At 41.8% G+C, this 23,973-nt stretch carries 28 protein-coding genes and 1 riboswitch; of the genes, 8 read left to right on the forward strand and 20 right to left on the reverse strand.

Annotated features, from left to right (window positions below):
* Positions 1-71 precede the first annotated feature (71 nt).
* Positions 72-164: riboswitch (TPP riboswitch) on the forward strand.
* A gap of 79 nt (positions 165-243) precedes the next feature.
* The 7 genes from thiM (at position 244) to D7322_RS19630 (ending at position 6,192) form a co-directional block, all read left to right on the forward strand.
* Positions 244-1,047, forward strand: coding sequence for a hydroxyethylthiazole kinase (thiM, locus tag D7322_RS19600; protein ID WP_121125936.1), 804 nt, complete (start codon positions 244-246; stop codon positions 1,045-1,047).
* On the forward strand, positions 1,037-1,669 hold the full coding sequence (thiE, locus tag D7322_RS19605) for a thiamine phosphate synthase (protein WP_121125937.1): 633 nt from the start codon (positions 1,037-1,039) through the stop codon (positions 1,667-1,669). The genes thiM and thiE overlap by 11 nt, the downstream gene beginning before the upstream one ends.
* On the forward strand, positions 1,666-2,508 hold the full coding sequence (gene thiD, locus D7322_RS19610) for a bifunctional hydroxymethylpyrimidine kinase/phosphomethylpyrimidine kinase (RefSeq protein ID WP_121125938.1): 843 nt from the start codon (positions 1,666-1,668) through the stop codon (positions 2,506-2,508). Before thiE ends, thiD begins: the two co-directional genes overlap by 4 nt.
* Positions 2,492-3,145, forward strand: a complete 654-nt coding sequence (tenA, locus tag D7322_RS19615) for a thiaminase II (protein WP_121125939.1) — start codon at positions 2,492-2,494, stop codon at positions 3,143-3,145. Before thiD ends, tenA begins: the two co-directional genes overlap by 17 nt.
* Positions 3,146-3,376: 231 nt before the next feature.
* Entirely contained in the window at positions 3,377-4,120 is a 744-nt protein-coding gene (locus tag D7322_RS19620) for a GIN domain-containing protein (RefSeq protein WP_121125940.1), read from the forward strand.
* Between the two features lie 227 nt (positions 4,121-4,347).
* On the forward strand, positions 4,348-4,878 hold the full coding sequence (locus D7322_RS19625) for a DUF1572 family protein (RefSeq protein WP_121125941.1): 531 nt from the start codon (positions 4,348-4,350) through the stop codon (positions 4,876-4,878).
* Between the two features lie 426 nt (positions 4,879-5,304).
* Positions 5,305-6,192, forward strand: coding sequence for a helix-turn-helix domain-containing protein (locus tag D7322_RS19630; protein ID WP_121125942.1), 888 nt, complete (start codon positions 5,305-5,307; stop codon positions 6,190-6,192).
* Here D7322_RS19630 and D7322_RS19635 read toward each other — a convergent pair.
* From D7322_RS19635 to D7322_RS19730, 20 genes are all read right to left on the reverse strand, one after another.
* Positions 6,189-6,989, reverse strand: a complete 801-nt coding sequence (locus tag D7322_RS19635) for a DUF2490 domain-containing protein (protein WP_121125943.1) — start codon at positions 6,987-6,989, stop codon at positions 6,189-6,191. The genes D7322_RS19630 and D7322_RS19635 overlap by 4 nt on opposite strands.
* 26 nt (positions 6,990-7,015) lie before the next feature.
* Complete coding sequence (locus D7322_RS19640) at positions 7,016-7,906, reverse strand: urea transporter (protein ID WP_121125944.1); 891 nt, start codon at positions 7,904-7,906, stop codon at positions 7,016-7,018.
* Between the two features lie 43 nt (positions 7,907-7,949).
* On the reverse strand, positions 7,950-8,741 hold the full coding sequence (locus D7322_RS19645; protein ID WP_121125945.1) for an urease accessory protein UreD: 792 nt from the start codon (positions 8,739-8,741) through the stop codon (positions 7,950-7,952).
* Positions 8,742-8,743: 2 nt separating this feature from the next.
* On the reverse strand, positions 8,744-9,382 hold the full coding sequence (gene ureG / locus D7322_RS19650; RefSeq protein WP_077435600.1) for an urease accessory protein UreG: 639 nt from the start codon (positions 9,380-9,382) through the stop codon (positions 8,744-8,746).
* 11 nt (positions 9,383-9,393) lie between these two features.
* Positions 9,394-10,083 (reverse strand): urease accessory protein UreF, encoded by a 690-nt coding sequence (locus D7322_RS19655; protein WP_120258490.1) that lies wholly within the window; start codon positions 10,081-10,083, stop codon positions 9,394-9,396.
* Between the two features lie 13 nt (positions 10,084-10,096).
* The gene (locus D7322_RS19660; RefSeq protein ID WP_121125946.1) at positions 10,097-10,642 is read right to left on the reverse strand and encodes an urease accessory protein UreE; all 546 of its coding nucleotides are present in this window, start codon (positions 10,640-10,642) and stop codon (positions 10,097-10,099) included.
* 9 nt (positions 10,643-10,651) lie between these two features.
* Positions 10,652-11,236 (reverse strand): hypothetical protein, encoded by a 585-nt coding sequence (locus D7322_RS19665; RefSeq protein WP_121125947.1) that lies wholly within the window; start codon positions 11,234-11,236, stop codon positions 10,652-10,654.
* A gap of 155 nt (positions 11,237-11,391) precedes the next feature.
* Positions 11,392-13,113 carry an urease subunit alpha gene (gene ureC, locus D7322_RS19670; RefSeq protein WP_121125948.1) on the reverse strand — a complete coding sequence of 574 codons (1,722 nt, stop codon included), beginning with the start codon at positions 13,111-13,113 and terminating at the stop codon, positions 11,392-11,394.
* Positions 13,110-13,484 carry an urease subunit beta gene (gene ureB / locus D7322_RS28980; RefSeq protein ID WP_077435610.1) on the reverse strand — a complete coding sequence of 125 codons (375 nt, stop codon included), beginning with the start codon at positions 13,482-13,484 and terminating at the stop codon, positions 13,110-13,112. The genes ureC and ureB overlap by 4 nt, the downstream gene beginning before the upstream one ends.
* An 18-nt stretch (positions 13,485-13,502) precedes the next feature.
* The gene (ureA, locus tag D7322_RS28985; RefSeq protein WP_077435612.1) at positions 13,503-13,805 is read right to left on the reverse strand and encodes an urease subunit gamma; all 303 of its coding nucleotides are present in this window, start codon (positions 13,803-13,805) and stop codon (positions 13,503-13,505) included.
* Positions 13,806-13,965: 160 nt separating this feature from the next.
* Positions 13,966-14,331 carry a hypothetical protein gene (locus tag D7322_RS19685; protein WP_121125949.1) on the reverse strand — a complete coding sequence of 122 codons (366 nt, stop codon included), beginning with the start codon at positions 14,329-14,331 and terminating at the stop codon, positions 13,966-13,968.
* 157 nt (positions 14,332-14,488) lie between these two features.
* Positions 14,489-16,927: a TonB-dependent receptor gene (locus tag D7322_RS19690; protein ID WP_220700127.1), complete on the reverse strand. Its 2,439-nt coding sequence runs from the start codon at positions 16,925-16,927 to the stop codon at positions 14,489-14,491.
* A 293-nt stretch (positions 16,928-17,220) separates the two neighbouring features.
* On the reverse strand, positions 17,221-17,802 hold the full coding sequence (locus tag D7322_RS19695) for a GNAT family N-acetyltransferase (RefSeq protein WP_245971388.1): 582 nt from the start codon (positions 17,800-17,802) through the stop codon (positions 17,221-17,223).
* A 70-nt stretch (positions 17,803-17,872) separates the two neighbouring features.
* Positions 17,873-18,700, reverse strand: coding sequence for an ABC transporter ATP-binding protein (locus D7322_RS19700; protein ID WP_121125950.1), 828 nt, complete (start codon positions 18,698-18,700; stop codon positions 17,873-17,875).
* Positions 18,697-19,680 (reverse strand): FecCD family ABC transporter permease, encoded by a 984-nt coding sequence (locus D7322_RS19705; protein ID WP_245971389.1) that lies wholly within the window; start codon positions 19,678-19,680, stop codon positions 18,697-18,699. Before D7322_RS19705 ends, D7322_RS19700 begins: the two co-directional genes overlap by 4 nt.
* Before the next feature lie 29 nt (positions 19,681-19,709).
* Entirely contained in the window at positions 19,710-20,711 is a 1,002-nt protein-coding gene (locus D7322_RS19710) for an ABC transporter substrate-binding protein (RefSeq protein WP_121125952.1), read from the reverse strand.
* Entirely contained in the window at positions 20,701-21,162 is a 462-nt protein-coding gene (locus tag D7322_RS19715) for an urease accessory protein UreE (protein ID WP_183078777.1), read from the reverse strand. Before D7322_RS19715 ends, D7322_RS19710 begins: the two co-directional genes overlap by 11 nt.
* A 99-nt stretch (positions 21,163-21,261) precedes the next feature.
* Positions 21,262-21,990: a hydrogenase nickel incorporation protein HypB gene (gene hypB, locus D7322_RS19720; RefSeq protein ID WP_121125954.1), complete on the reverse strand. Its 729-nt coding sequence runs from the start codon at positions 21,988-21,990 to the stop codon at positions 21,262-21,264.
* A 13-nt stretch (positions 21,991-22,003) separates the two neighbouring features.
* Positions 22,004-22,348: a hydrogenase maturation nickel metallochaperone HypA/HybF gene (locus tag D7322_RS19725; RefSeq protein ID WP_121125955.1), complete on the reverse strand. Its 345-nt coding sequence runs from the start codon at positions 22,346-22,348 to the stop codon at positions 22,004-22,006.
* 89 nt (positions 22,349-22,437) lie between these two features.
* Complete coding sequence (locus tag D7322_RS19730; protein WP_121125956.1) at positions 22,438-22,836, reverse strand: hypothetical protein; 399 nt, start codon at positions 22,834-22,836, stop codon at positions 22,438-22,440.
* 204 nt (positions 22,837-23,040) lie between these two features.
* Here D7322_RS19730 and D7322_RS19735 point away from each other — a divergent pair, with 204 nt between their 5' ends.
* Positions 23,041-23,781 (forward strand): YqjF family protein, encoded by a 741-nt coding sequence (locus tag D7322_RS19735; protein ID WP_220700128.1) that lies wholly within the window; start codon positions 23,041-23,043, stop codon positions 23,779-23,781.
* The last annotated feature ends 192 nt before the right edge of the window (positions 23,782-23,973 follow it).

Raw genomic sequence — 23,973 nt, forward strand, 5'->3', positions numbered from 1 at the left:
CAGTCATTTTTACTATTCCGGGACCGAATAAAACAGGGGTTATAAAAAGTCCTTTTTTTTGTCTAAATTTGATATGGCTTTGGGGGTATTCTGTATAGAATTGAGATAGTCCCTTCGAACCTGATCCGGTTTATACCGGCGTAGGGAAAAGCAACCGCTTAGGTATATTGAAATATACCGGACAGCCCATCTGTCTCATTTCTTCCTGTCAAAGCCACGTACAAACATAGCGAACAAAAAGGAATGGAAGATTTAATTATCGATCTGTTAGCACAGGTCAGACGGCAAAAACCACTTGTACATAATATTACGAATTTGGTAGTGATGAATAGCACCGCCAATGCACTCCTTGCTCTCGGAGCTTCCCCAGTCATGGTTCACAGTCCATCCGAAGTGCGCGAGGTTGTTGATCTTGCCCAGTCGTTGGTACTGAACATCGGCACATTGAGTGAACTTACCGCCGAGTCCATGCTTGTGGCAGCAGAACACGCCAATAACATTGGTCGCCCTTGGGTATTGGATCCGGTGGGCGCAGGGATATCCGCTTTTCGCAATGACCTATTGGCAAATCTCCTGGAGTTAAAGCCAACTGTGATACGGGGAAATGCATCAGAGATCATGAGCCTTTACAATTTCAACCAGGTCAATACCAAAGGAGTAGACAGCACCGCCGACAGCAAGGCCGCTGTCGGCTTTGGTAAAGCATTACAAGAACAATTAGGATCTATCATCTGCATCTCCGGAAAGGTAGACTATATCCTGTCCGAACAGCATACCGCTGAGGTACACAATGGGCACCCCTTAATGACTCAGGTCACTGGACTTGGTTGTAGCGCAACTGCACTCATCGGTGCGTTTTTAGCGGTCACAGACCAACCTTATGAAGCAGCGACCGTCGGTGTGTCCCTTTTGAGCCTAGCAGGTGAACTGGCAACAACGCGATCCGCTGGTCCTGGTTCCTTACAGATGAATCTCTATGATGAGCTTTATCTACTGAATGAAGAGCGTATCCGGATGCATCTCAACTTGAAGCATTATGGCAATTAATCCCCTATTTCCTTACCCTTTGTATCTGGTTATCTCCGAACAGGACTGCTACCCACAATCTTGGCTCCATGTTGCCGAAGAAGCCATAATCGGCGGTGTGGATATTATTCAGTTACGCGAAAAGAACGAAACGCCGACAGGGTTTCTGGAAAAAGCCAAGAAGCTAAAACAGCTTACCGATCGCTATGGAATCCCATTAGTCATCAATGATGCCGTGGATATTGCGATTGAAATCGAGGCATGGGGGGTACATGTAGGACAAAACGATCGTCCGCCTATAGCAATAAGGGAAAAATACGGGCAGCGTCTTCAAATTGGCTGGTCGCTTGAAGATCGGACACAACTTGACAGTAAACAGATGGCCGCAGTAGACCATCTTGGTGTCAGCCCAATTTTTCCAACAAAAACGAAAACAGACACCATTACAGCTTGGGGAATCAGTGGGCTGGCTGAGCTACGGAATTTAACCGAAAAACCCCTGGTCGCCATCGGAGGCATGAATCTGGATACCAGCGCAAGTGCCTGGCTGTCCGGTGCAGATTCCGTAGCGGTCGTATCGGCAATTTGCCAAAGTAAAAAACCAAGGGAGCGTAGCGCTCAACTAAAGGAATTATTAACATGAACACAACGAAAAAATATACAGTTCCCACCATTCTGAGTATAGCGGGATTTGATGGCAGCGGCGGAGCTGGCATCCAAGCGGATACAAAAACCATATCGGCCCTGGGATGCTATGCAATGAATGTCCTGACAGCGTTACCCGTACAAAACACACAAGGGGTGCGGAATATCTATGAAATACCGACTCAAGCCGTGCGTGAGCAGTTGGATGCGATTTTCGACGATATTTATCCGGACGCAATTAAAATCGGAATGGTTCATAACATTGAACTTGTTGAGCTGATCGCATCCTATTTAAAAGACTACCCAGGGGCAATCGTATTTGACCCGGTGATGGTTTCAACAAGTGGTCACAAATTGATTCATGATGATACGATACAGGCTTGCGTGGACTTACTTTTTCCGGAAACAACCATTATCACGCCCAATCTAGATGAAGTAAGCGTACTGATGGGAAGCACCATCGACAATGTACAAGAAATGGAAAAATCAGGCCTCGCATTGCTTGAAAAAGGATGTCAATCTGTCCTTATCAAAGGTGGACACCTTCAAAGTAGCGAACTGACCACCCTCCTTTTCCAGCAAAATACAGCTCCATTGGTATTTAAATCCCAAAAAATTGACAGCAAAAATACACATGGATCCGGTTGTTCTCTTTCTTCAGCAATAGCGAGCCAGTTAGCGCAGCGATTCCCTCTTGCTGAAGCTGTCGCTACCGCTTTAGATTATGTCCACGAGGCAATTAAGGCAAGCAAAGACCTCGTTATTGGCAAAGGAAATGGGCCACTTAATCATTTCCACAACCCTTCTAAACTTATTTTTCATGAAATGGAGCGATAAAGCCTGGGATGCTATAAGACCAATTTATGCTGATATCCTAGCCATGCCTTTTATTTCTGAACTGAGCAATGGCAGTCTACCGCTGGACAAATTTCAATTCTATATGCGTCAGGATGCTTTCTATCTGGAGGAATTTGGACGTGTTTTAGCTTTTATCGGTGCAAAGAGTGCAGACAATCAGCAAGCCCTGGATTATTTTGAATTTGGACGCAATGCGCTTATCGTCGAAAAAGCGCTGCATGAAAACTATTTTAAAGAATTTGGTCTGGATCCGGAAGACGGCAACAAGATAGAACCCGTTTGCCACCATTACGTGCATTTTTTAAAAAGTGTAGCTGCCTTTGAACCTATTGAAGTTGCTATGGCCGCAACTTTACCCTGCTTTTGGATTTATAAAGAAGTTGGCGACCACATCGTTTCGATCGCCAGTGGCAACCAAAATCCCTATTCCAAATGGATCGATACCTATAGTGGTGAGGACTTCGCCGAGGGCGTGAAAAAAGCCAAAAATTATGTTGATCAAATTTCTGAACAAAGTAGTGCAACAAATCGGGAGAAAATGCGACAAGTATTTATAACAGCCTCCCGATTGGAATATCATTTCTGGCAGGCAGCTTACGAAAAGAGAATGTGGTAGCCACCAAAAACAACAATAAACTGTTCGGTAATGAACACCAATTGTTCATAAATGGGCAATAGATAAAAATGCAATAAAACAAAAAAGCATGTCTATCAGTGTTTTACATAGTTTTTACATTTTGGCACCACTATTATATTAGTAAGTCAGGAAATGAGGCTGCTTTTCGAAATGAAAACTAAAATAGAAATTATAATTGCTTAAAATTAAAAACTAATAATAGACAAAACCATGAAAAGAATCTTAACCATCGCCTTTATTTCATTTTTGTATGTAGCTCAGGCTCAAGAGCGTGAGATCCGTAAGATTTCCGCTCCGGATGGCATTTCCGCAGCTACTTCGTTACGTGTTGACTATATTCACTCCAACCGAAACGAAGTTGTGGTTGAAGCAGACAATGCGGAGCATCTGTCACTGATAGAAACAAATGTAAAGAATGGTATATTACATGTACAATACAAACGGAATTCACAGATCAGAAATGCAAGAAACAACCGCGTAACGGTATATTCAAGTAAAATTCCGACAAGTTTTTCCGCTTCTTCGAGTGGATCAATCTACAGCAACGAGACCATAAAAGCTAGCAAAATAGCTGTTAACGTTTCTTCATCCGCCCGTATTTCGCTTAAAAAATTAATTGCCGACGATATTGCGCTTTCGACAAGTTCCTCAAGCAGATTAACGGCGGAGGTAAGTGCAAAGAATCTAACGGTAAATTCAACAAGTTCGTCAAAACAAGAAATTGCTGGAAGTGCGACGAATTTGGATTTAAGTACCAACTCTTCCGCATCAGTGGACATGGCTTCCTTTACAACAAGCAATGCAGAGGTCAATGCCAGCACATCCTCAGGTGTAACCCTAAGTGTTAAGGATAATCTGCGCGGTAAAGTTTCTACCTCGGCAAAGATCTCCTTAAAAAATCAGCCACGAAATGTCCAAGTTGACAAATCGACAAGTGGCCGAATTGTTATCTAATTTTAGTTTAGGTCTTTAAAAAGACTGTTTATTTATGTTTAATGTTTAGTTAGCTAAAGGTGGCACCCTCCCCAGTGTCACCTTTTTTTCTCTGCCCTACCTTCATCGACCAGAAAATGACTTGGGCTCCCCCTAATAACCTGTTAACGGGAGCCAATTCAACGGATATCACCTGGTATTTTCGTATCTTGTGCTAAGAAACACAAGCATACATAGCACATAATCCAATGGAAAATTTTTTAGCAAGTAGCCTCAAGCAATTTCGGGAATTCAAATCTTTGGGGGACAAGACTTTTACTCAATTGACGGATGAACAATTGTTCTGGCAATTCAACTCCTCCAGCAACAGTATCGCCCTCATTGTGAAACACCTTCACGGGAATATGCTTTCGCGTTGGACTGATTTTTTAAATACCGACGGTGAAAAAGAAGGAAGAAACCGCGACATGGAATTCGAGCATACCGAGATGAGTAGAGCACAACTACTCACACTGTGGAACGAAGGCTGGGATTGTTTATTTCAAGCACTTGAATCTTTAAATGAGCAAGATCTGACAAAAACAATCTTTATCCGGGGCGAAGGCCATAGCGTATTGGCGGCCATCCATCGTCAGCTAGCCCACTACCCTTATCATGTCGGACAGATCGTCTACATCGGAAAAATGTGCCAGGATGAGCAATGGACTTCGCTATCCATTCCAAAGGGAAAATCTGCAGATTTTAACCGGGAAAAATTTGGTCAAAGCAAAAAAGTATAACTGATAGCGATCGACTTTCGCTGCCCAATTGTCGATTGGGCAGCGTTTTCGTCTAAATTTTTCAATTGTAATCGTGCCGCACAAATCCGTTTAAAACGTTACATGCAAGGCACTGTTTTAGGTGTTCTTTAGCAAAGAATTGATTATATTTGTGTGATCTACCATTACTAATTCCTTTACGATTCAATCCCATTGGGATTAGTTTGTTTAGAGGTGTAAAACAGATAGCAAGTACGGAAAATTCATTGATCCAGAGCGTAGACAGGCAATTTATAATTATTTACAGATGAAACCATCATGATTTATTTAATCACATTGGGGATTGAATTACCGAGCAAAGCGAGCTCATGAATACCATTGAAAATAAATGCTTATGAATAATGCCTTAAAGAGAAAATTGATTAATGAATAAACAAATTTATACCGATGAAAAATTCGATTAAGATCATCAACAATTACGAATATAAAAAGTTATTCTTACCTGATGTTTCTGAACATAATCTATTTAATGAAAGTAAAATCCAGGTTTATCGAATTGAAAATTATCTTCGAAGCATTTTAATGCCGGTCATTCCCTATCGTACTACCTTCAATTTTCTAATTTTCGTAACGAAAGGTTCCCTGACTCAACATCTGGAATCAGCTTCCTATACGCTGACTGAACACCAAGTCATCAATATCAAGCAAGGGAATATCACCGCAACATTGGCAATATCGGATGATGTTGAAGGTTTTTTTGTGGTGTATGAAAACGAAATTGTTACTGATATCGAACTTGGAATCAATGACATCAAATTTTTTAATTCTCATCCATTTACTACGCTAAAGTCACATGTTGCCCATTGGATTCAGCAAATGCTGATTCTTTTGGAGGAAGAACTTTTTACTGAAGGCCGCGTGATGGAGGTATGTATCTCGATGATGCAGTGCATCTTATTGAAGGTTATAAAATCGGATATCGAAACCAAGGCACCGATGAGTAGGCAACTTGATATTGCATTTCGCTTTCGGGAATATGTCCAAAAGTTTCATATTGACCATAAAAATGTATTGTTTTATGCCAATCTATTGCATATCTCCGAAAACTACCTGAACAAATGTGTGAAGGAGGCAACCAATAAGCCACCCAAGCAATGGATTACTGAAATCAGCATCTTGCATAGTCAGATCCTCTTGCAGGACGCCACGAGAGATATCGCGGGGATAGCTTTTGAATTGAAGTTCCAATCGCCCTCCTATTTCACCAGGCTATTTAAAAAAATCACCGGGTATTCACCCAGTGATTATCGAAAACATAAGTTTATGGCAGACTAATGTTTATGGTAAGGCAGGTTCCAAATGAGGTCAACCGCCAGATAATGCACACCAAAATCCACTTGATCATAGCCTTTGATCAGATCATTCATGTAGCCTACATCCAGTCGTAAAGGCGTCTTTGGGATATCTGTCATATAGTAAAAACCCAAACGTGTTTCCTTGTAACCAAAGCTCGACCAAGCATCCGGTTCGTTCAGTTTACTGATTGCAAAAAGACCTTCGGCACTCAGCGCCAGTTCCTGCTTATTTTTATCGGATATTTTAAAATTCACCTGCGATTTTAGTCGGGTTCTAAACTGAAAATTCTCTTCCGCTTTGTGAAAGTCTGCAGTAAAAAATTTCCGGAACTCCTGTCGTAGTGTATTTTTCCATTTCCAGCGCTCAGCCAGCTTAAAGGTATATGCATAACGTCCATACAATCGGAATTCCTGTTCAACTCCTTCATTGTGGTAGGGTGCTTTTTCATCATATACATTTTGACGCCTGTAGCTCAGCGCATAACTATATTGCTGATTTGGCGCAAATTTGTGATAGACCTCATGATTCAACACCCAGATGGCCTGCTTATGAAAAGGATTAGAGTCCTCGGGTGTACTTTTGGTTCCCAGGCCGATATAGGTCAGTGCTTCCTTTGTTCCGGCACTGTCCAGCTTGCGTCGCAGGCCCAACACCGACCAGGAGGCCGTTTTGGCTTTACCAAGCCCAGGCGGACTTACCTGCCCATATACAGTGTTTATATGGATTCCCAATAACAACATTATTGGGAATAGATTTATAAAACGAAATTTCAACATCAGATAAAATTTTAGCAAAAAAAAGACTAGGAAGTCTCCGCTGTCGCGGAAAATTTAGCTACCAACCAATTGTCCAGTCGTTTGACAGGCTCAATTGCCCACATCGCGATCACAAAAGGAAACGTTAGCGTCGTCCAACCATTGTGGATCAGAAAATGGTCAAAATAGGTTGCGATAATAACCGCAATGAGTACATAAATACCATCTCTAACGCGTTGCCCGCTCAAAGCAATCCCACATAAAACTGCGTTGAAACTAAAGATCCCGTTATTGGTCATATCGGTTGATTCATGCCCATGATGCGAGATATAAACGCTAATAATTACAGCGGCAGAAGCATATAACGCCGCGATTGGCTTACTGATAAAAACACCAATGAAAAAGATTAATCCCGCAACTAAGCTACCCTGAAAAATAACCTGACCAAAGGCATGTCCCTCAATAAGGAAATCGTCCATTTCCTCAATATCCACAAAGTGCTCTGGAACCGTCCGTAAAGCCAATTCTGGAATACTCAATACATATAGTGCAATCCAGGTGATCATGATAAATGGAAAGGTGAATACAGGAATATTTTTCTTTAGCGCAAAGCCCATTAAAATCGTAGTCAATGCAGAACCGATAATCAAGGAGGCCCATACACAGATATTAGCCTGAAAATAAAAGACCAGTGCAATCCCATATAATGTGGCATTAAATCCAAAGAGCCCATCATTGATATGCTCCTCGTCAAACTTCATCAATTTCGCTGTGATTACCCCGACAAGATTCGCCAGTATCCCAGCAAATCCCATGAGTGCGGAATCATAAATAATAGCCCCAATAAACAGGACTCCAGTCCAGCTATTACCCTGTAACATAATCTGTCCGAATCCCTTAAAAACAGCTTTAACAAAAGTCAGGATGTTATTTTTCATTAGAATAATTTGTTATTTAAAAATTGTATTCAATCCCCGTTATTTAATTCAGGAATAATTTTTCCCATAGAGCACTTTGCATCTCTTTAAAAAGAAGGTAAAGTTGCTCGGCACCATAGCCCAGCACACGCACCATAAAACCATCATGTTGCAAAGCACTGATACCAAAGGCAACATCCTTGGTTTCCCCATATTTCTCATAGAATGCTTCGATCCATTCGTCTGGACTGACCCCGGCACTATTCAGATAGATCAGTGTTCCTTGGTGTGTATATCCTTCCAGAATGCCCAATCCCTGAATGGGCATACGATCCGGTTGTAACAGCACATTATCTTTTACAACCAGTCGACCATTCACATAACATTTCGTCAGGTTCTGAAAATGATTGTACTGAAATTCCTCCCCCGACATTTTCCTTCCACAGGTCACGATTTCACTCAGTAGTAGATGGCAATTGGAAGCAAGATGGATAATGTTGTGACTCAAAAAATGAGAGGAATGCTGTGGCACCACTGGGTGGGGCACATAGGAAAACACGGAATCTTCGCCCAGTGTCACCTGCATTGTTTGCGAAGAATGCCCCTTCATATGAAACAGACGCTGATAAGCCTGCGTCTGCAACTGTAATTTTGCTCCCGGCGCAATATCAATTTTGATCTGATGATCATCACCATCCAACAATCCCGGTGAGGAACTCATGATCATCAAATAAGCCGCATTGTCTTTTTGATATTGACCGACAGGGACAATGCGAAAAGGTTGAGTGACATAAGCATCCTTCATAAAGGATTTCCCTTCACGATGTGCTATTTTGACGGCTAAAGAACAAATCATAATTAACGAAGTAAATTAGGTTCTTCAATATCTTGAAGCAATGCATATTTTTTGATCCAGCCCACAATCTCTTCCAGACCGTCGCCAGTTTTCAAATTGGAGAACAAAAATGGAGCACCTTTGCGCATCATACGGGCATCATGTTCCATGACCTCCAAGCTCGCGCCCACATAAGGTGCCAAGTCTTTCTTGTTGATCAATAAGAGATCCGAACGTGTAATCGCCGGACCACCTTTACGCGGCATTTTTTCACCCTCAGCGACATCAATGACGAAAATGGTGATATCTGCCAAATCTGGGCTATAGGTTGAAGTGAGGTTGTCGCCTCCACTTTCGATCAAAATAAGTTCCAGATCAGGAAAACGGCTAGCCAGTTCGTCTACAGCTTCCAGATTCATACTCGCATCTTCACGTATTGCGGTATGTGGACAACCTCCTGTTTCAACACCGATAATACGTTCACGGGGTAATAAGCTATTTTTTGCCATATACTCCGCATCTTCTTTGGTGTAGATATCATTTGTAATAACCGCCAAATCTAACTCATTTGCCAGACGTCTGCTCAATCTTTCCAATAACGCTGTTTTGCCGGAACCCACAGGACCGCCGACACCGATCTTAACATATTTTCTATTTTCCATTGTATTTGATTTTAAGAGATATAAACTCTAGAATATAATCGTTCGTGTTGCATGCATCGGATATCAAATCCGATATTGCACAGCCCCACTAAATTTCGTTCAACTGCTAAAGTCTCGTGACAGAGCCCAAGTATATCATCGTGTAGGCCAAAAAGAACATCCTGACCATCGAGCTGTCCGAGCGGCACGAGTTTCACGGCATTCGTCACCATGGTGATGGCCGCATTGTAATAAAAGCCATGTAATGCTTCTTCCAAAGGAATTTCCAATAACGAAGCCAGCATACCATACATCAGACAATAGTGGCTATCTACTTCCTTTTTCTGAATCAATTTGCCCCAGGCAACAACAAAATCCTGTTGTTGATAACGGCTAAATATTTTGTAAATGCGTACGCCCAGTTTTTTACTGGCTTCCCGGATCTCTTTTGGACTCTTCAATGCTGTACACTCCTGATCCAAAGCGATCAATGCATTTAAATCCTCGGATGTGGTGGCCTCGTAGGCCAATTTCATCAGCGCAGCATCGTTATACTTTAGATTGTACCATAAATTATGGCGCACATATTTGTCAGTAGTTGCTTTATCACAGACTAAGCCCTGCTGCACATAGGTTTCCAGCCCATTTGAATGGGTAAATCCACCGATCGGTAGCGTCGGATCTGCGAGATGGAGCAACTTGCCCAGAAAAGTATTTTTCATTGACATAAATTATTTATTCATTATTTGTTGATGCGACCGTCGACGCAATACCAGTATCCTCTTTCTCCTGAATGAACAGCGGGATATTTTTTGTCGAAAATTTCAACTTTTGATGAGGCTTTGGGTCTACGTTTGCATGGAGTGGGTTCAGCAGCTGCTGCATACAGCACACAGGGTCAAATCCATTTTTTGTCAACCACTCGTACATGGAGCGTTCGTAGGGCATCAGCAATTCATTTGCCTCTACAAATAGAGGCAAATGTTTGTTTCCGATTTCACTGCTGACAAAAGCAATCTGAAGAAAATCAATTGCCATCACTTTGATAACATCACAAGGTTTGATGGTAACCACAACAACTTTTTCTTCATCTTCATACAAGATATCGCCATCCTGCAAGCAGGAAGTATTGCCCAATAATTTCACAGCGATATCCATCCCCTCCGCTGTACGAAGACGCTGAATGCGTTTGGTGGATTCATACCATTCAATCGACAGCAGATCATGACGCTTATTGGTCCGCTCGCGATTGATATTCCTTGTGATTTCTGTGATAATCATTTTCGTGCTTTAAAAAAATAGATTTTTTGACAATCCCAATCCCACAGTTGATCCATTGATCCCTGTAATCACTTCGTGATCATCTGGAATAACAGCATCCTTGCCATGCTTCTTCTTGTAAGAGAGCTCCGCGACTTTTGCTTTCAAAGCCCAGCCTTTTCCGAGATCAATACCCACCAACGGATACACTCTGAACAAGAAACCATTGTAGCTTCCATCCACTATGCCTCCGGATGCATTAACAACATGCTGGTCACCCCAGATGTAATGTGCATCCACTTGACCGATCAACATAAAATGTTCTCCTAACGGCCATGTGTTGCTGTAGAATGGACCAACTTCATGGGAATGATCTGTAAAGTCAAGCGCCTTCGTATAAGCGTTGTTGAACCCATAATTTATCCCCACATTCATGTTGTCATTAAAAAAATAGCCTACGCCCACTGGTGCTGCACTAAATTGGTGTCCAGCGGTGGTTTCATGGTAATTGAGCGAACCATACAGCATGATTCCGCCTTTTTGAGCAGAGGCCGATTGTATCGAAAAGCATGCTATTGCCAGACAACATCCCAAAAATGTTTTTAAATTTTTCATTGATATATCGTTGTTTTTAAGGGCAATAAAACGATCATGAGCCTTCCTTTGCTCATTGATCATCAGCGCTACGTTTGGCTCATGACCGCTTTATTCATGTGTTTTTCATTTATATGGCCTGATGCAAGATCAAGCCCTGGTAGTCTCCATTCAGATTAAAACAAGAAATACAACTGTCCTAAAGAAACGGTATCAATTGGCTGAGAACGCAAAATTTCTCCATCCAGACTTACTTCATAGTTCTCCGGATTAACGATAATTTCGGGTGTAGCATCGTTGTGGATCATATCTTTTTTGGAGATATTTCTACAGTTTTCTACAGGAAGTACCCCTTTTGCTAAGCCATATTCCTCTTTAATGCCGTTTTCGAATGAAATTTTGGAAACAAAGTTGAAACAGGTGTTATGAACAGCTTTTCCCAATCCGCCGAACATTGTACGTAAGATAATCGGTTGTGGTGTAGGAATGGATGCGTTGGCATCTCCCATTTTGGACGCGATGATCATACCACCTTTGATAATCATTTCCGGTTTAGCACCAAACAAGGCTGGCCGCCAAATAACCATATCCGCGATTTTACCTGGTTCGATAGAACCTACGTATTTTGAGATACCATGTGCAATCGCTGGGTTGATTGTATATTTTGCGACATAACGACGTGCACGGAAGTTATCGTTGTTTTTTCCTTCGTCTTCAGGTAGCGGCCCCACTTGTTTTCTCATTTTGTCCGCTGTCTGCCATGTACGTGTGATAACCTCACCTACACGGCCCATTGCCTGCGAATCTGAACTCATGATGCTGAATACACCACGATCTTGCAATACATCCTCAGCAGCGATTGTCTCCGGACGGATACGTGAATCGGCAAAAGCCACATCCTCTGGAATTTCCTTGCTCAGGTGGTGACAAACCATCAACATATCCAAGTGCTCATCAATCGTATTTTTTGTAAAAGGACGTGTCGGATTTGTGGAAGCGGGCAGTACATTTGGATACATGGCCGATTTGATAATATCTGGAGCGTGACCACCACCGGCACCTTCCGTATGGAAAGTATGGATTACCCTACCGTTGATTGCCTGAATCGTATCTTCTAAGAAACCCGCTTCATTTAATGTATCGGTGTGAATGGCAACCTGTACATCGTATTTATCAGCTACCGTTAATGCTCTATCAATTGTTGCGGGTGTTGCGCCCCAGTCTTCGTGAATTTTAACCCCCAGAGCTCCGGCTTCAATCTGTTCTATAATGGGCTGTTCAGTCCCCACATTTCCTTTTCCAAAGAAGCCAAAGTTCATCGGTAGATCTTCCACCGCTTGCATCATACGACGGATATTCCATTTTCCTGGCGTTACGGTGGTGGCATTTGTTCCGTCCGCTGGACCGGTACCCCCGCCGATCATGGTGGTAATACCACTGTATAAGGCTGTTTCGACCTGTGTAGGACTGATATAGTGAATATGGGTATCTATACCACCAGGGGTTAGGATATAGCCAGATCCACCATGCACTTCAGTAGAAGCACCAATAATCATATTTGGCGTAATGTTATCCATTGTGTCCGGATTTCCAGCACGGCCGACACCGACAATCTTACCATCCTTGATACCGATATCACCTTTCACAATTCCCCAGTGGTCAATCACGATAGCATCTGTGATTACCATGTCCAAGGTACCTTCATCACGTGTGTGAACCGAAGATTGACACATACCGTCACGTACGGTCTTACCACCACCAAATTTTGCTTCATCGCCATAATAAGCGTAGTCCTTTTCAACTTCGATAATGATATCGGTATCGCCTAAACGGATTTTATCGCCGCTTGTCGGACCAAAGATGGCACTATAATTTACTTTGCTAACTTTTAAACTCATGATACTTTGTTTTTAAAGCCTTGTTCTTTCACTTTTTTCATTGCATTTTCTTTCGCGACTTCGGTTTCGGTATCACCGTTTACCAAGTCGTTGTGCCCGTAGATTCTTCTGGCACCTGCATAAGGAACCAATTCTACATCTTTGGATTCTCCCGGCTCAAAACGCACTGCTGTACTTGCGATAATATTCAATCGCTTGCCAAAAGCTTTTGCACGGTCAAATTCCATCATCTTGTTCACTTCAAAGAAGTGAAAATGTGAACCTACCTGAATTGGTCGGTCTCCTGTGTTTGTTACGGTAATCGTCGTAACTTCTCTACCTTCATTACAGATGACATGGCCATCCGCTATAAAAAATTCTCCTGGAATCATAAATTCTATTTTTAACAATTATCGAATCGGATTATGAACGGTTACCAATTTGGTCCCATCCGGAAAGGTCGCCTCAATCTGCACATCGTGAATCATTTCGGGCACACCTTCCATGACATCTTCACGTGTCAATAATGTCGCGCCATACTGCATTAAATCAGCCACAGTACGGCCATCACGTGCAGCTTCCAGAAGTTCACTGCTGATCAATGCAATAGACTCCGGATAATTTAGTTTAAGTCCTCTAGCTCTACGTTTTTTCGCTAGTTCACCGGCAAGATGAAGCAATAGCTTCTCTGTCTCTCTAGGTAATAAATGCATATAAAATATTATTTAAATTGTTGTTATTTCAGTCGAAAATAAGTCAGTACAAGCCCTGACGACTTAAAAAAAGTCGTTCGAAAAACCTGATAGACGAAGCCCATAGCAAATGCTTACGGCATAGCGTTTCAGTTCTCAGCGTTGTAAGAAAAGGAAAAGATTATCCCTGAAATGGGATCTTTAAACTTTGGAAAAGAATGTATTTTGGTGGCAGGACCAATCGATCCATGTAAGGTGTTCTGTTATTCCGCATGTTGAGACATACAGGATAGCAAAATATAAAAAGACAAATATACAATACGCTCAAACCAAGGAGCTTACTCCATTCATCTTTTAGATCAACCTGTTCACTGACATCATAAAGGTCATGATCGTGTATAGCAGCAACTATATTTTCTCTTTCGGGTTGATCAACAGCTTTGTCAATTTGTTTATGTGTGCTGAACAAACCAAGATATGTACCTGAGGAATTATGAACTTTGAGCTGTTCAGAAATAGTCATTCCTTTCAGGAGCAGGACGCTCATAAGAAAAACTAAAAATACTAAACTATGCCTAATCATTGAATTCACAATTCTATTATTTGTTGCCCAAATTTACAACCAAAGCAGGCACTTCACTAGTACAAATCTTGAATTAAATAGTCTAAATTTGTCGAAAGACCTGCTTTGATTGCTTTTTTAGTTAAAAGGAATAACCAATTGAAACCATAATGTTTCTTGGCGCGCCAGCGAAGGCACGTGTATAGTCAAATCCCCCTAAAAAATAGTATTTATCAAATACATTGTTTAAGTTAAGTGCCATTTTCATGGCACCGATATGATAATAAGCGGCCGCATTAACTGTCGTATATGAAGGCCATTGTCCCCAAAGGGCATTTCCTTCGCTATCCTTCCCAATGCTATTGTCCATACGTTTGCTATCAACATAATAAACACCGGCACCAAAGCCGAGTCCTTTTAAGGAAGTATTGGAGAATACATATTTTAACCAGGCGCTGGCCATATTTTTAGGTGCTCCCGGTAGCGCTTGTCCGACTTCAGAAGCAACGGAAGAGGCCTTTACTTCGGTATGGTTGAAAGTATAATTTGCCATCACCTGGAATTCTTTGGTCAGCTGCCCGCGAACATCTAACTCAACTCCCCGTGACAATGCTTTTCCAGATTGTCTATACTCCGGTAATCCTGAGTCATTGATTGCTCCTGTCGCTATAAGCATATTTCTGCGCTCGATCTGAAACAAGGAAAGATCCATTTGCAGCTGATCTTTAAAAAAGTCCGTTTTCAGCCCTGTTTCAATTTGAAAACTACGTTCAGCTTCAAAAGGTTTATCGGCACCATAGTCTTTATAGTTCTGGATAAAATTAGCGCCTACTGGTACAAAGCCCTGCGAGTAGCTTGCGAAGTAATTCATCTGTTTGTTGATTCCATAAGTCAGACCGAAACGGGGTAATAATGCATTTTGTGTCGCATGAAAACGATTCTGGCCATCAATAGTTTCCGAAGCATAATGTTCATGTCTCAGTCCCACAATTAGTTTGAGACGATCCGCAATGCTGATCTGATCCTGTATATATTTACCGGTCGTTTTATAGGGGCTCAAAAAAGGATATGCGACCTGTGTACGCCAGACGTAGTTAGTCAGATCATGTGTGGTATAGGTGGGATTGTTCATGTCGAAAGTCAATGGCACCACTTTTCCGTCCACAGTTTGCTGTCTGGCTTCCCGTAACTGATTTTCTTTGTCACCACGATACTGTGCGAAGTCGACTCCAGCAACAATATGATGGTCAACTTTATCCCCTAGCAGATCCCATTTGATATATCCGACAATATTGTCGGTATAATCACGACCATGACGGTCGAAGAAACGCATATTCATAATGGTATTATGTGGGGCATCCGCAAAAGTATTAAGCGTACGATGCTCATTAACATCTTCCTGATAGATGGATTTCATATAGCTCAGATTCAGGCTCACATTTTCTGCCAGTCTTTGTGCCAGTCGACCACTCAATGAAAAAGTCTTGGAGTTATAGAAATCAGAAGGCTGACTTAAAGTAAAGGAACGTGGGAGGGCATAAAAATTATTTTCCTTTATTCCCATTCCCCGATCCAGGTAACCGTTGAATTGATTGTATACCACATCGATGTCTACGGTTGTCCCTGCAATGGGCTTAAATGTAAATGAAGGTGCCAACATCATCCGTTTTTGACGGTTCACATCGCGAAAGGTTTTGGTATCCTCATATCCAGCATTAAAACGATAGAGAATTCGTTTTGCACTATCCAACGGACCACCCAGATCTACGGTGGTGCGCATCGTTTCAAAACTTCCGGCAGCAAAACTGACATGACCTTTAAAATCTTCCAAAGGTTTTTTCGTCGTCATATTGATGGTACCACCGGGTACAATATCGCCAAATAGAGAAGCACCAGGACCTTTCAGCACCTCAAGGTTTTCGAGATTGATTGTTAACGGGGAATTATAATAACTATTGCCGTAGCCATAGCCTGAACGTAGACCGTTCACCAAACGGACTCCAGTTTCATAACCGCTTTTAAAACCACGGATCACCACATCATCATAAGATGAAGCTTCAGTGACACCCGCAAGGTCCTGCACCAGAGCTCCAGTTGTAAATGCCTGCTTATCTTCAATAAATTCCTTACTCAGTACAGCCACAGATTGCGGTAGATCTTTCAGCTTTCCAGCAAACTTACCGCCCAACTCCATGTTGTTGGTCAAATAGGAATTATTACGACGGCCGGTAACCAATACTTCATCCAAGGTCCGCCCGCCCTCCTCCATCATGAGTCGAATTCCTTTTTTCGGATTCCATGTAGTCTCATCAATACGAATAAGCTGTGATTTATAACCGATCGCTTCGGCACGCAATTGTACCGGAAAGGTTGTCGCGGTAGTAAAAGCAAATTCGCCATTCGTCGCAGTACTGATCTTTTGTCCCTGGTTTTCAAGTGTCAAAGTCACTCCTGGAATTGGATTTCCGTTTTCGTCCTGTATCTTCCCAAAAATCATAAAGCTCTGTTGGGCGTAAACAGCCACTGGTGTGACAGCACTTGCCAATAATGCGAAAGCGAGTGCTTTCATTGTGTTTTTCATCTGTATAAATTGTTTTTCAATTGTGATGAAGCTATCAGGTTTATTCATCGAGAGTATGTTTTATGCGGCAGTCATAAGCTCGCTTTGCTCGGTCTGAATAAATCATGATGGTTTCATCTGTATATTGTTCATTAATCAGATGGCACATACCCTGCTTAAAACTCACCTATGATGATCTTATTGAAATAAGATTCTAAACAGAGCAGTTCCTCTGGAATTATTTTTATCTTCTATTGCTGAATTATTTTATTTCTTGTATTCCGTGCGAATTTTGTTCACAAAACTGAAAACCTTTATTTTGTCAATTCCTGTTCCACCAAATATTTCTGATCCGTGCGCTGTTCTAACACTTGCTCCATATGAATTGTCGGGAAGCCCGATTCATCGCAGCATTCTTTGAGATAGAATCCCTGTTTTAACCAGAATTCATAAGCTCCGTCCAAAAAAGGATGGGTGTGTAAGTACAGTCTTTCGACCGCTTTCTCCTTGGCCACCTTTGTCAATTGGCGGAAAAGTGCTGTTCCAAGTCCAGAACGACGGTAATCGGGGTCGACAAAAAGACGCGCGACTTCGACAGTCTTCCTGGCGTCTAAATCTAGATGCGGAAAACGATAGTCATAAGTGAGCATACCGATCACACCAACCAGCTTTCCGCTCTTGTCCCTTGCCTGTAAAAATGTCCCGTCTTTTTCATCCAGATACAGCTGTTTAAAGTTCAGCAAATCGCTGGGAACCTTTTGTGGGTCAAGCATGGGAAACAGCTGTTTGCGAAATTCAATAACATAAGGTAACACCGTTTCCAGATCCTGAACAGTGACTGCACTTATCGCGATATTTCTGATTGAATCTGTCCTTTGCATGCCTATTTTATTCATACTATTTTCGTTTTTAGCGTCCATGCCGCCACTAGGATCTGTTACCTTATCCGCACATTGTTTACAGCCTTTATAGCTTATTATTTACGCCTTCCAGTTCAAGGGATTTTATCGGAGCCCAGTCATGTGCATGAAGCATGGGTGCAAACATCCATTTCCCTTGGTTTTCCAAACTGATCAATGGCAACTCATAGGTCTGTTCCAATACTTTCCGAACCTGCTCTCTGTTCATCCCCTGTAGATCCACCAGTGTATTGTCCTGCATCAAATAAAAGTGATCGCCAAAAAGATAGGCCATATTGGGGTCGTGCATAACACAGAGCACTGTTGTTCCCTCCTTGACCAGTTCTTTAGCAGTCTGCAAAACTGTAATCTGATAGTTCAGGTCAAGATGGTTTGTCGGTTCATCCAAAAGCAACAGATCAGGCTGTTGCACCAATACACGACAAAGCAAGACCAGCTGCCGCTCCCCTCCTGACAGGGATGTATATGATTTATGCTTTAAATGTGCGAGATTAAATTTCTCCAGGATTGTATCCACAGCCTCAAAATCTTCACGGCGCGGTGAAAAGCGGGAGAACGATGCACGTCCTGTTAAAACAACATCCGCCACCTTAAAAGGGAAAGTCGTCTGATGAAACTGGTTTAAGAAACCCAGTTTAAGCGTATTTGATTTACCGACCTTCCAGTTTCTACGTTCCGTTTCACCGATCAATACCGATCCCTGATAGTGTTTCTCCAATCCGGCAATAACATTGAACAAGGTCGACTTACCGCTACCGTTCCGGCCCAGAATAACCGAAAGCTTTCCTTCGGGAAAAGACACATTCACGTCTCGTAAAATTGTATCCTTACCATAGGCAAAAAATAGATTTTCGATATGGATGGATTTGCTCATGAGTTCCAGTTAATTTCGTTCCGGCGCATCAGGTAGATAAAGAGTGGAGCGCCAATAATCATTGTAAATACCCCTATCGGAATTTCGAAAGGCATGACTGCACGTGAAAAATCATCAATCAATAACAGAAATGACCCACCGACACTGATATTCGCCCATACGACAATATTGTTGTTGGGTCCAAAAATCATGCGGCTGATATGTGGGACAATAAGACCAAATAAGCTAATCACGCCTACTGCAGCAACAGCTGATGCGGTGATCATTGTCGCAACCCCGATCATCACAAATTTCAATAGTTTTGGATTTACACCCACCGCAATTGCTTCCTGATCTCCCAATGCCAACAAATTTAATTTCCATCGCAATAAGACCAATATGATCAATCCGATCAATATGGGTAAAAAGGCGTTCTGCACTTTTGACCAGGATGCAGTATGGAGATTTCCCATCGTCCACTGCACAATAGCCTGCAACTTATACGGATCACTGATATATTGTAACAGCGTAAGCATTGCTGTAAATACCCCTGAAATAACCATTCCTGCCAAAACCATCCCAATGATCGATGTTTTTAAACCGGCATTGGATACAAAGTAAGTCAAGGCCACAGCGCAGACACCAAATAGGAATGCCGAAACATTGACAGACAATAGTGGAAACAGCATGGCTAAAGCGGCACCGAAAGCAGCACCAGAAGATATTCCCAACGTAAATGGATCTACAATAGGATTCCGAAAAATAGCTTGTAAAGTCCCCCCTGATGAGGCTAGAGCCGCACCAACCATAAAGGTCAATAAAATCCGTGGCAAACGTACTTGCCACAAAATGGTATCCATGCTGCCCATCGATACCGTCGTATCAGTCCCTTTATAAAGCCCTAATTCCAATCCGATACGTTGGCAGAGTTCAATAAAACCGATATGCTGACTTGAGCCAATCAATAACGAAAGCAGGAGTAGCACTAGTGGCAATATCACCAACAATAAAAGCTTTTTTAATTGAAGTATCATTGCAGAAGCCCCGCTTTTCCGTATAATTTTTCAAAAGCCATTGTCATATCCTGATCGAGCTGCTCCTTAGTAAAACTCGGGAAACACCAATGCCGCACCTGTTTGGCGAAGAGCATAAATTTCACGGTATGTGGATCAAAAGGAAAGGACGGTGACATCACAAATACCTGTTTATTTTTTACGGCAGGCAGTGCGGCCAATTCTTTCAGATTATAAACATCAGAACTTTTGGAATTCCATAGAATCATGAGATCGGGATTCCACTTGTAGATCGTTTCAGCCCCTACATTTGGCGCTTCCATTTCCAAGGGACAGGCATTTGCCGCCCCCGATAGGCGGATGGCCATATCGATGAGACTACCTCTTCCCGAGGTCGAAAGTACACGTCCTTTGGACCAGGCATAATAGACCTTCTTTTGTGGTTGATCGAGCGGAACGGCCATCTTTTTGACCTCATCGCCGACAAATTTCACAATTTCCTCAGCCCGAGTTTTCTTGTCCAAAAGCGTTCCCATTCCGATCAATTCGTTAAAGATACTGGTTTCATCTTTCGATGAAAAAGTAAAGACAGGAATACCCAAATTTTCGAGCTGTGTGATATTATCCTGATCGGTATTGAATGTCAGAACAAGATCGGGATTCAGGCTTACGATGCTTTCTACATTGTTGGCCTGACCACCAAAAGTTGGTGTAGCGATACTTTTCTGAACGATACGTGGGTCCAATTTCGATAAAAAAGCATAGGTATCTTCCATTTGATAGACTTGCTCAGGAATGCCCACCAATCGGTCGCCAGCCTGTAGCATATAAACCTCATCCACCAAAGAGGGATACAGGACAACAACACGTTGGGCCGGTCGCTCCAATGTGATTTCCTTGCCGCGGCTATCCATGGCCTTCACCCCATTTTTACTTGCATTGGCCTGTTGGTTTTGGCAGGCTTGTAAGCATACTAAAAAGACCAATGGCAACAGCAATGTATATATTCTAATTTTCATGCTTTCTGCTATTCTTTAACTGTTGGCGAATTCGATTCTCGGATAGCAATATCGCTTCCTCCAATTGGATAGATGCACCATATTTTGCTGCAATTTGCTCATAGAGTCGACCATCGTAGGGCAAATGGAGAGATTCTAACTGATCCACCTTGAATATCGGTAGATGTCGATTACCAACGAAATAACCAAAATCTGCCAGTTGGACAAAATCCGAAGGGTTAAACCTAATCGCCAAGGTCGGCTTAACAATGACGATTGCCTGTAGTTGCCCATTGTGATATAGGGCATCTCGATGATGCCACTCCTGCCCCTGCTCCAATTGCATCAGTATCGCATTACCTGACGAGGTATCTCTGGTCAAACGACGTTTATTTATTTCAAACCATTCGATGTACACCCGATCTACCTGATCAGTGCTGACTTGCGACTGAGGCACAATCGTATCTATCATTATAGGCAATCTATTCATTGTCATATAGTGTATGTTATCACACTCTGCGCTGAAATCAATCATCGTTCTGACTGATGATTGATTGACTTCGTGCATTTACTATTTCGCTTCAGCTACTTTATGTTGTTGCTTTTTCAGTTGAACTTTCTCTTTCAACCAATCGCACCAGCTATCTAAGCCATCTCCATTCAAAGTACTGATCGTGATCACCTCCAGGTTTGGGTTGACTTCACGTGCATCTTTTGTCACAGCGTCTACGGAGAATGGAACATAAGGTAATAGGTCTGCTTTTGAAACAAGCATCAACTCACTGGTCAAAAACATACGTGGATATTTTTTTGGCTTATCATCACCCTCTGTAGTTGCTAATAAAGTGACCCGATAGTCTTCACCTAGATCAAAAGCCGAAGGGCAAAGTAAGTTTCCGACATTTTCGATAAATAACAAATCAATGCCTTCTATATCGATGTGATCCAGTGCCTGTAGAATCATTTGAGCTTCAATATGACACATACCGCCGGTAACAATCTGCAAAGCATTGATTCCCACCTCTCGCATACGGACAGCATCACGTTCGGTTTCAGGATCCCCCACCAACACGGCAATGTTTAGGTCTTTGGAAAGGCGCTTTCCAGTCTCTTGCATCAGCGTTGTTTTACCGGAACCCGGGGAAGAGCATACATTAACCACACATACATCTTTTAGTCTGTCGCGGATACTTTTGGCGACAAAATCATTGGCTTTTAATAAATGTAGGGTTGTATTTTCACATTGAACCGAACCGACGCGATTACCTAGACTTTTAGGATTTTGAGTATTGTCTGACATAATAAATGATTTTTTAATCGTGTTTAAAAATTACTTTGGAAATATAAAGTTCATTTCCTTGAACAATTGTACTCGAAGGCTGCCCACAACCGCAGACAAATCGGTGAAAATGAACTGGAAAATTCTTCTGACAGTGCTCACAATAGGCGATGATATCATTTACCACAACCTCCATTTCCATATCCCTATAATGGGTATTTTCAGTGATAAATGCGTCAAAAGCATTTTGGATCAACACAGGCTGTACATTGGACAATAGTCCCGCTGTCACCTGGATTTTCTGGATATCCTCCACTCTAGTCTCGTAATGCGAGGTCAAGGTATCGAAGATATCTTTTACTATACTTAGCTCGTGCATGGGTATATTTTAAGAAATCAATAAAATAAATTTAGAAAAGCAATACGGTTTTTTGTTCAATTTCCGTGAAGCATGAAAGCTCAAAATTGCTAAAATGGAATTTTTATTTGCTCAAAAAGCAGGAACCGTGCTATGGGAACTGGTTCAATATCCAAAATATGCAGATAACGGTAGTCATTCTGCGATGCTGAAGGCAGTAATTCGTGCCATAGCAAATCGACGATAACTACCCAGCGATCTGTCAACCAATCCTGATTATTCTCGACGTCCAATTCGGCGATAGATTGCATCGATGGATATAAAGGATCTAAATCTGGATTGTCTATTTTTAATAAGGTTGAAAGCGGGAAATCAGCCTTATTTGGTTCGGTTCTTAGGGAAGAAATCTCGCAGTGAAAACTATCACTTTTCGGTACAATACTGTTTGCATTTAAACTTTTAAATGAAACAAACAGAACTGTAATTAGAAAAATAAAGTGCTTCCACATAGCTGTAAACTAACAAAGTAACAAGTTTCCCCTTGAAAACAACACAAAGTTACTACCGATCAAACAACAAAAAGTAGCACAAATCTTGAATTTTATTTCACAAAATAGGAAAACCCCAAAGAAAATTCCATAATTCTTCATATATTAAATTAAAATTTGGTTAAAGCAAGATTAAAATGATCTTAGAGGCATAAATTGACAATTTTGGCGCAAAAAATTAAAGCAATTTTAAGAGATTATAATCATCGTCCATGGCCTATACCAACTCGCCCTTGGCGATACTATCAGGAATGGCTTGATCTACTTTTTTTACATTTCCAAGTCGATTATGATCTACTCCGGTCATTAGTGCCTGCCGACTTGAAAATCGATCAGCACGAAGGGAGCTATTATGTCTCTTTGGTTGCTTTCAAGATGAAAAATATCCGCCCCAGAAATTTGCCTGCATTCCCACCGCTCTCGGACTTTTATGAGATCAACGTACGTACCTATATCGATCAGGATGGTAAAAAGGGTGTTTATTTCATCAATATTGAAGCAAGTAAGTACTTGTCCGCATTGGTTGCAAAGAAATTGTCTGGTCTACCTTACGAAAAGTCCACGATACTAAGGGATGCACAAGGATACCAGAATCTTAACCAAGGAAAGGGATTTAGGTTGAAAACGATATTTGAGGTGACCGATGAGATTAAAATAAAATCAAGTCTTGACAGCTGGCTCACCGAACGCTATTGCCTTTACCTGGACAAAGGCGATGGGATATATTGTTTTGACATCCATCATCCGGAATGGCCCTTGTTTTCAGTACAATTGCAAGAATGTCAGTTGGGCTATACGATAGGAGGTATTCATCTCCATAATGAAAATATTGCGTTGATACACTACTCTCCAGGTGTACAAGTCCTGGCTTGGGATGCTGTAACAATCAAGCCTCAGCAACGATAACATTAGTACCTACATTCACGTTTTCTGGACAAATTAATCTACTGAAATGCAAACCTCGAGGGAGAGATTTATATTTTCTATCTAAAGATGTGTTATCTCTCACATCAAATACCGAACAAAAAAAGGGGCTTGCACCTATTAAAAAGTACAACCCCTCCTATTACTGTCGGTTTTTAAGCTTCCATTTCTGTT

Source organism: Sphingobacterium puteale, assembly GCF_003627955.1.
GTDB lineage: Bacteria > Bacteroidota > Bacteroidia > Sphingobacteriales > Sphingobacteriaceae > Sphingobacterium > Sphingobacterium puteale.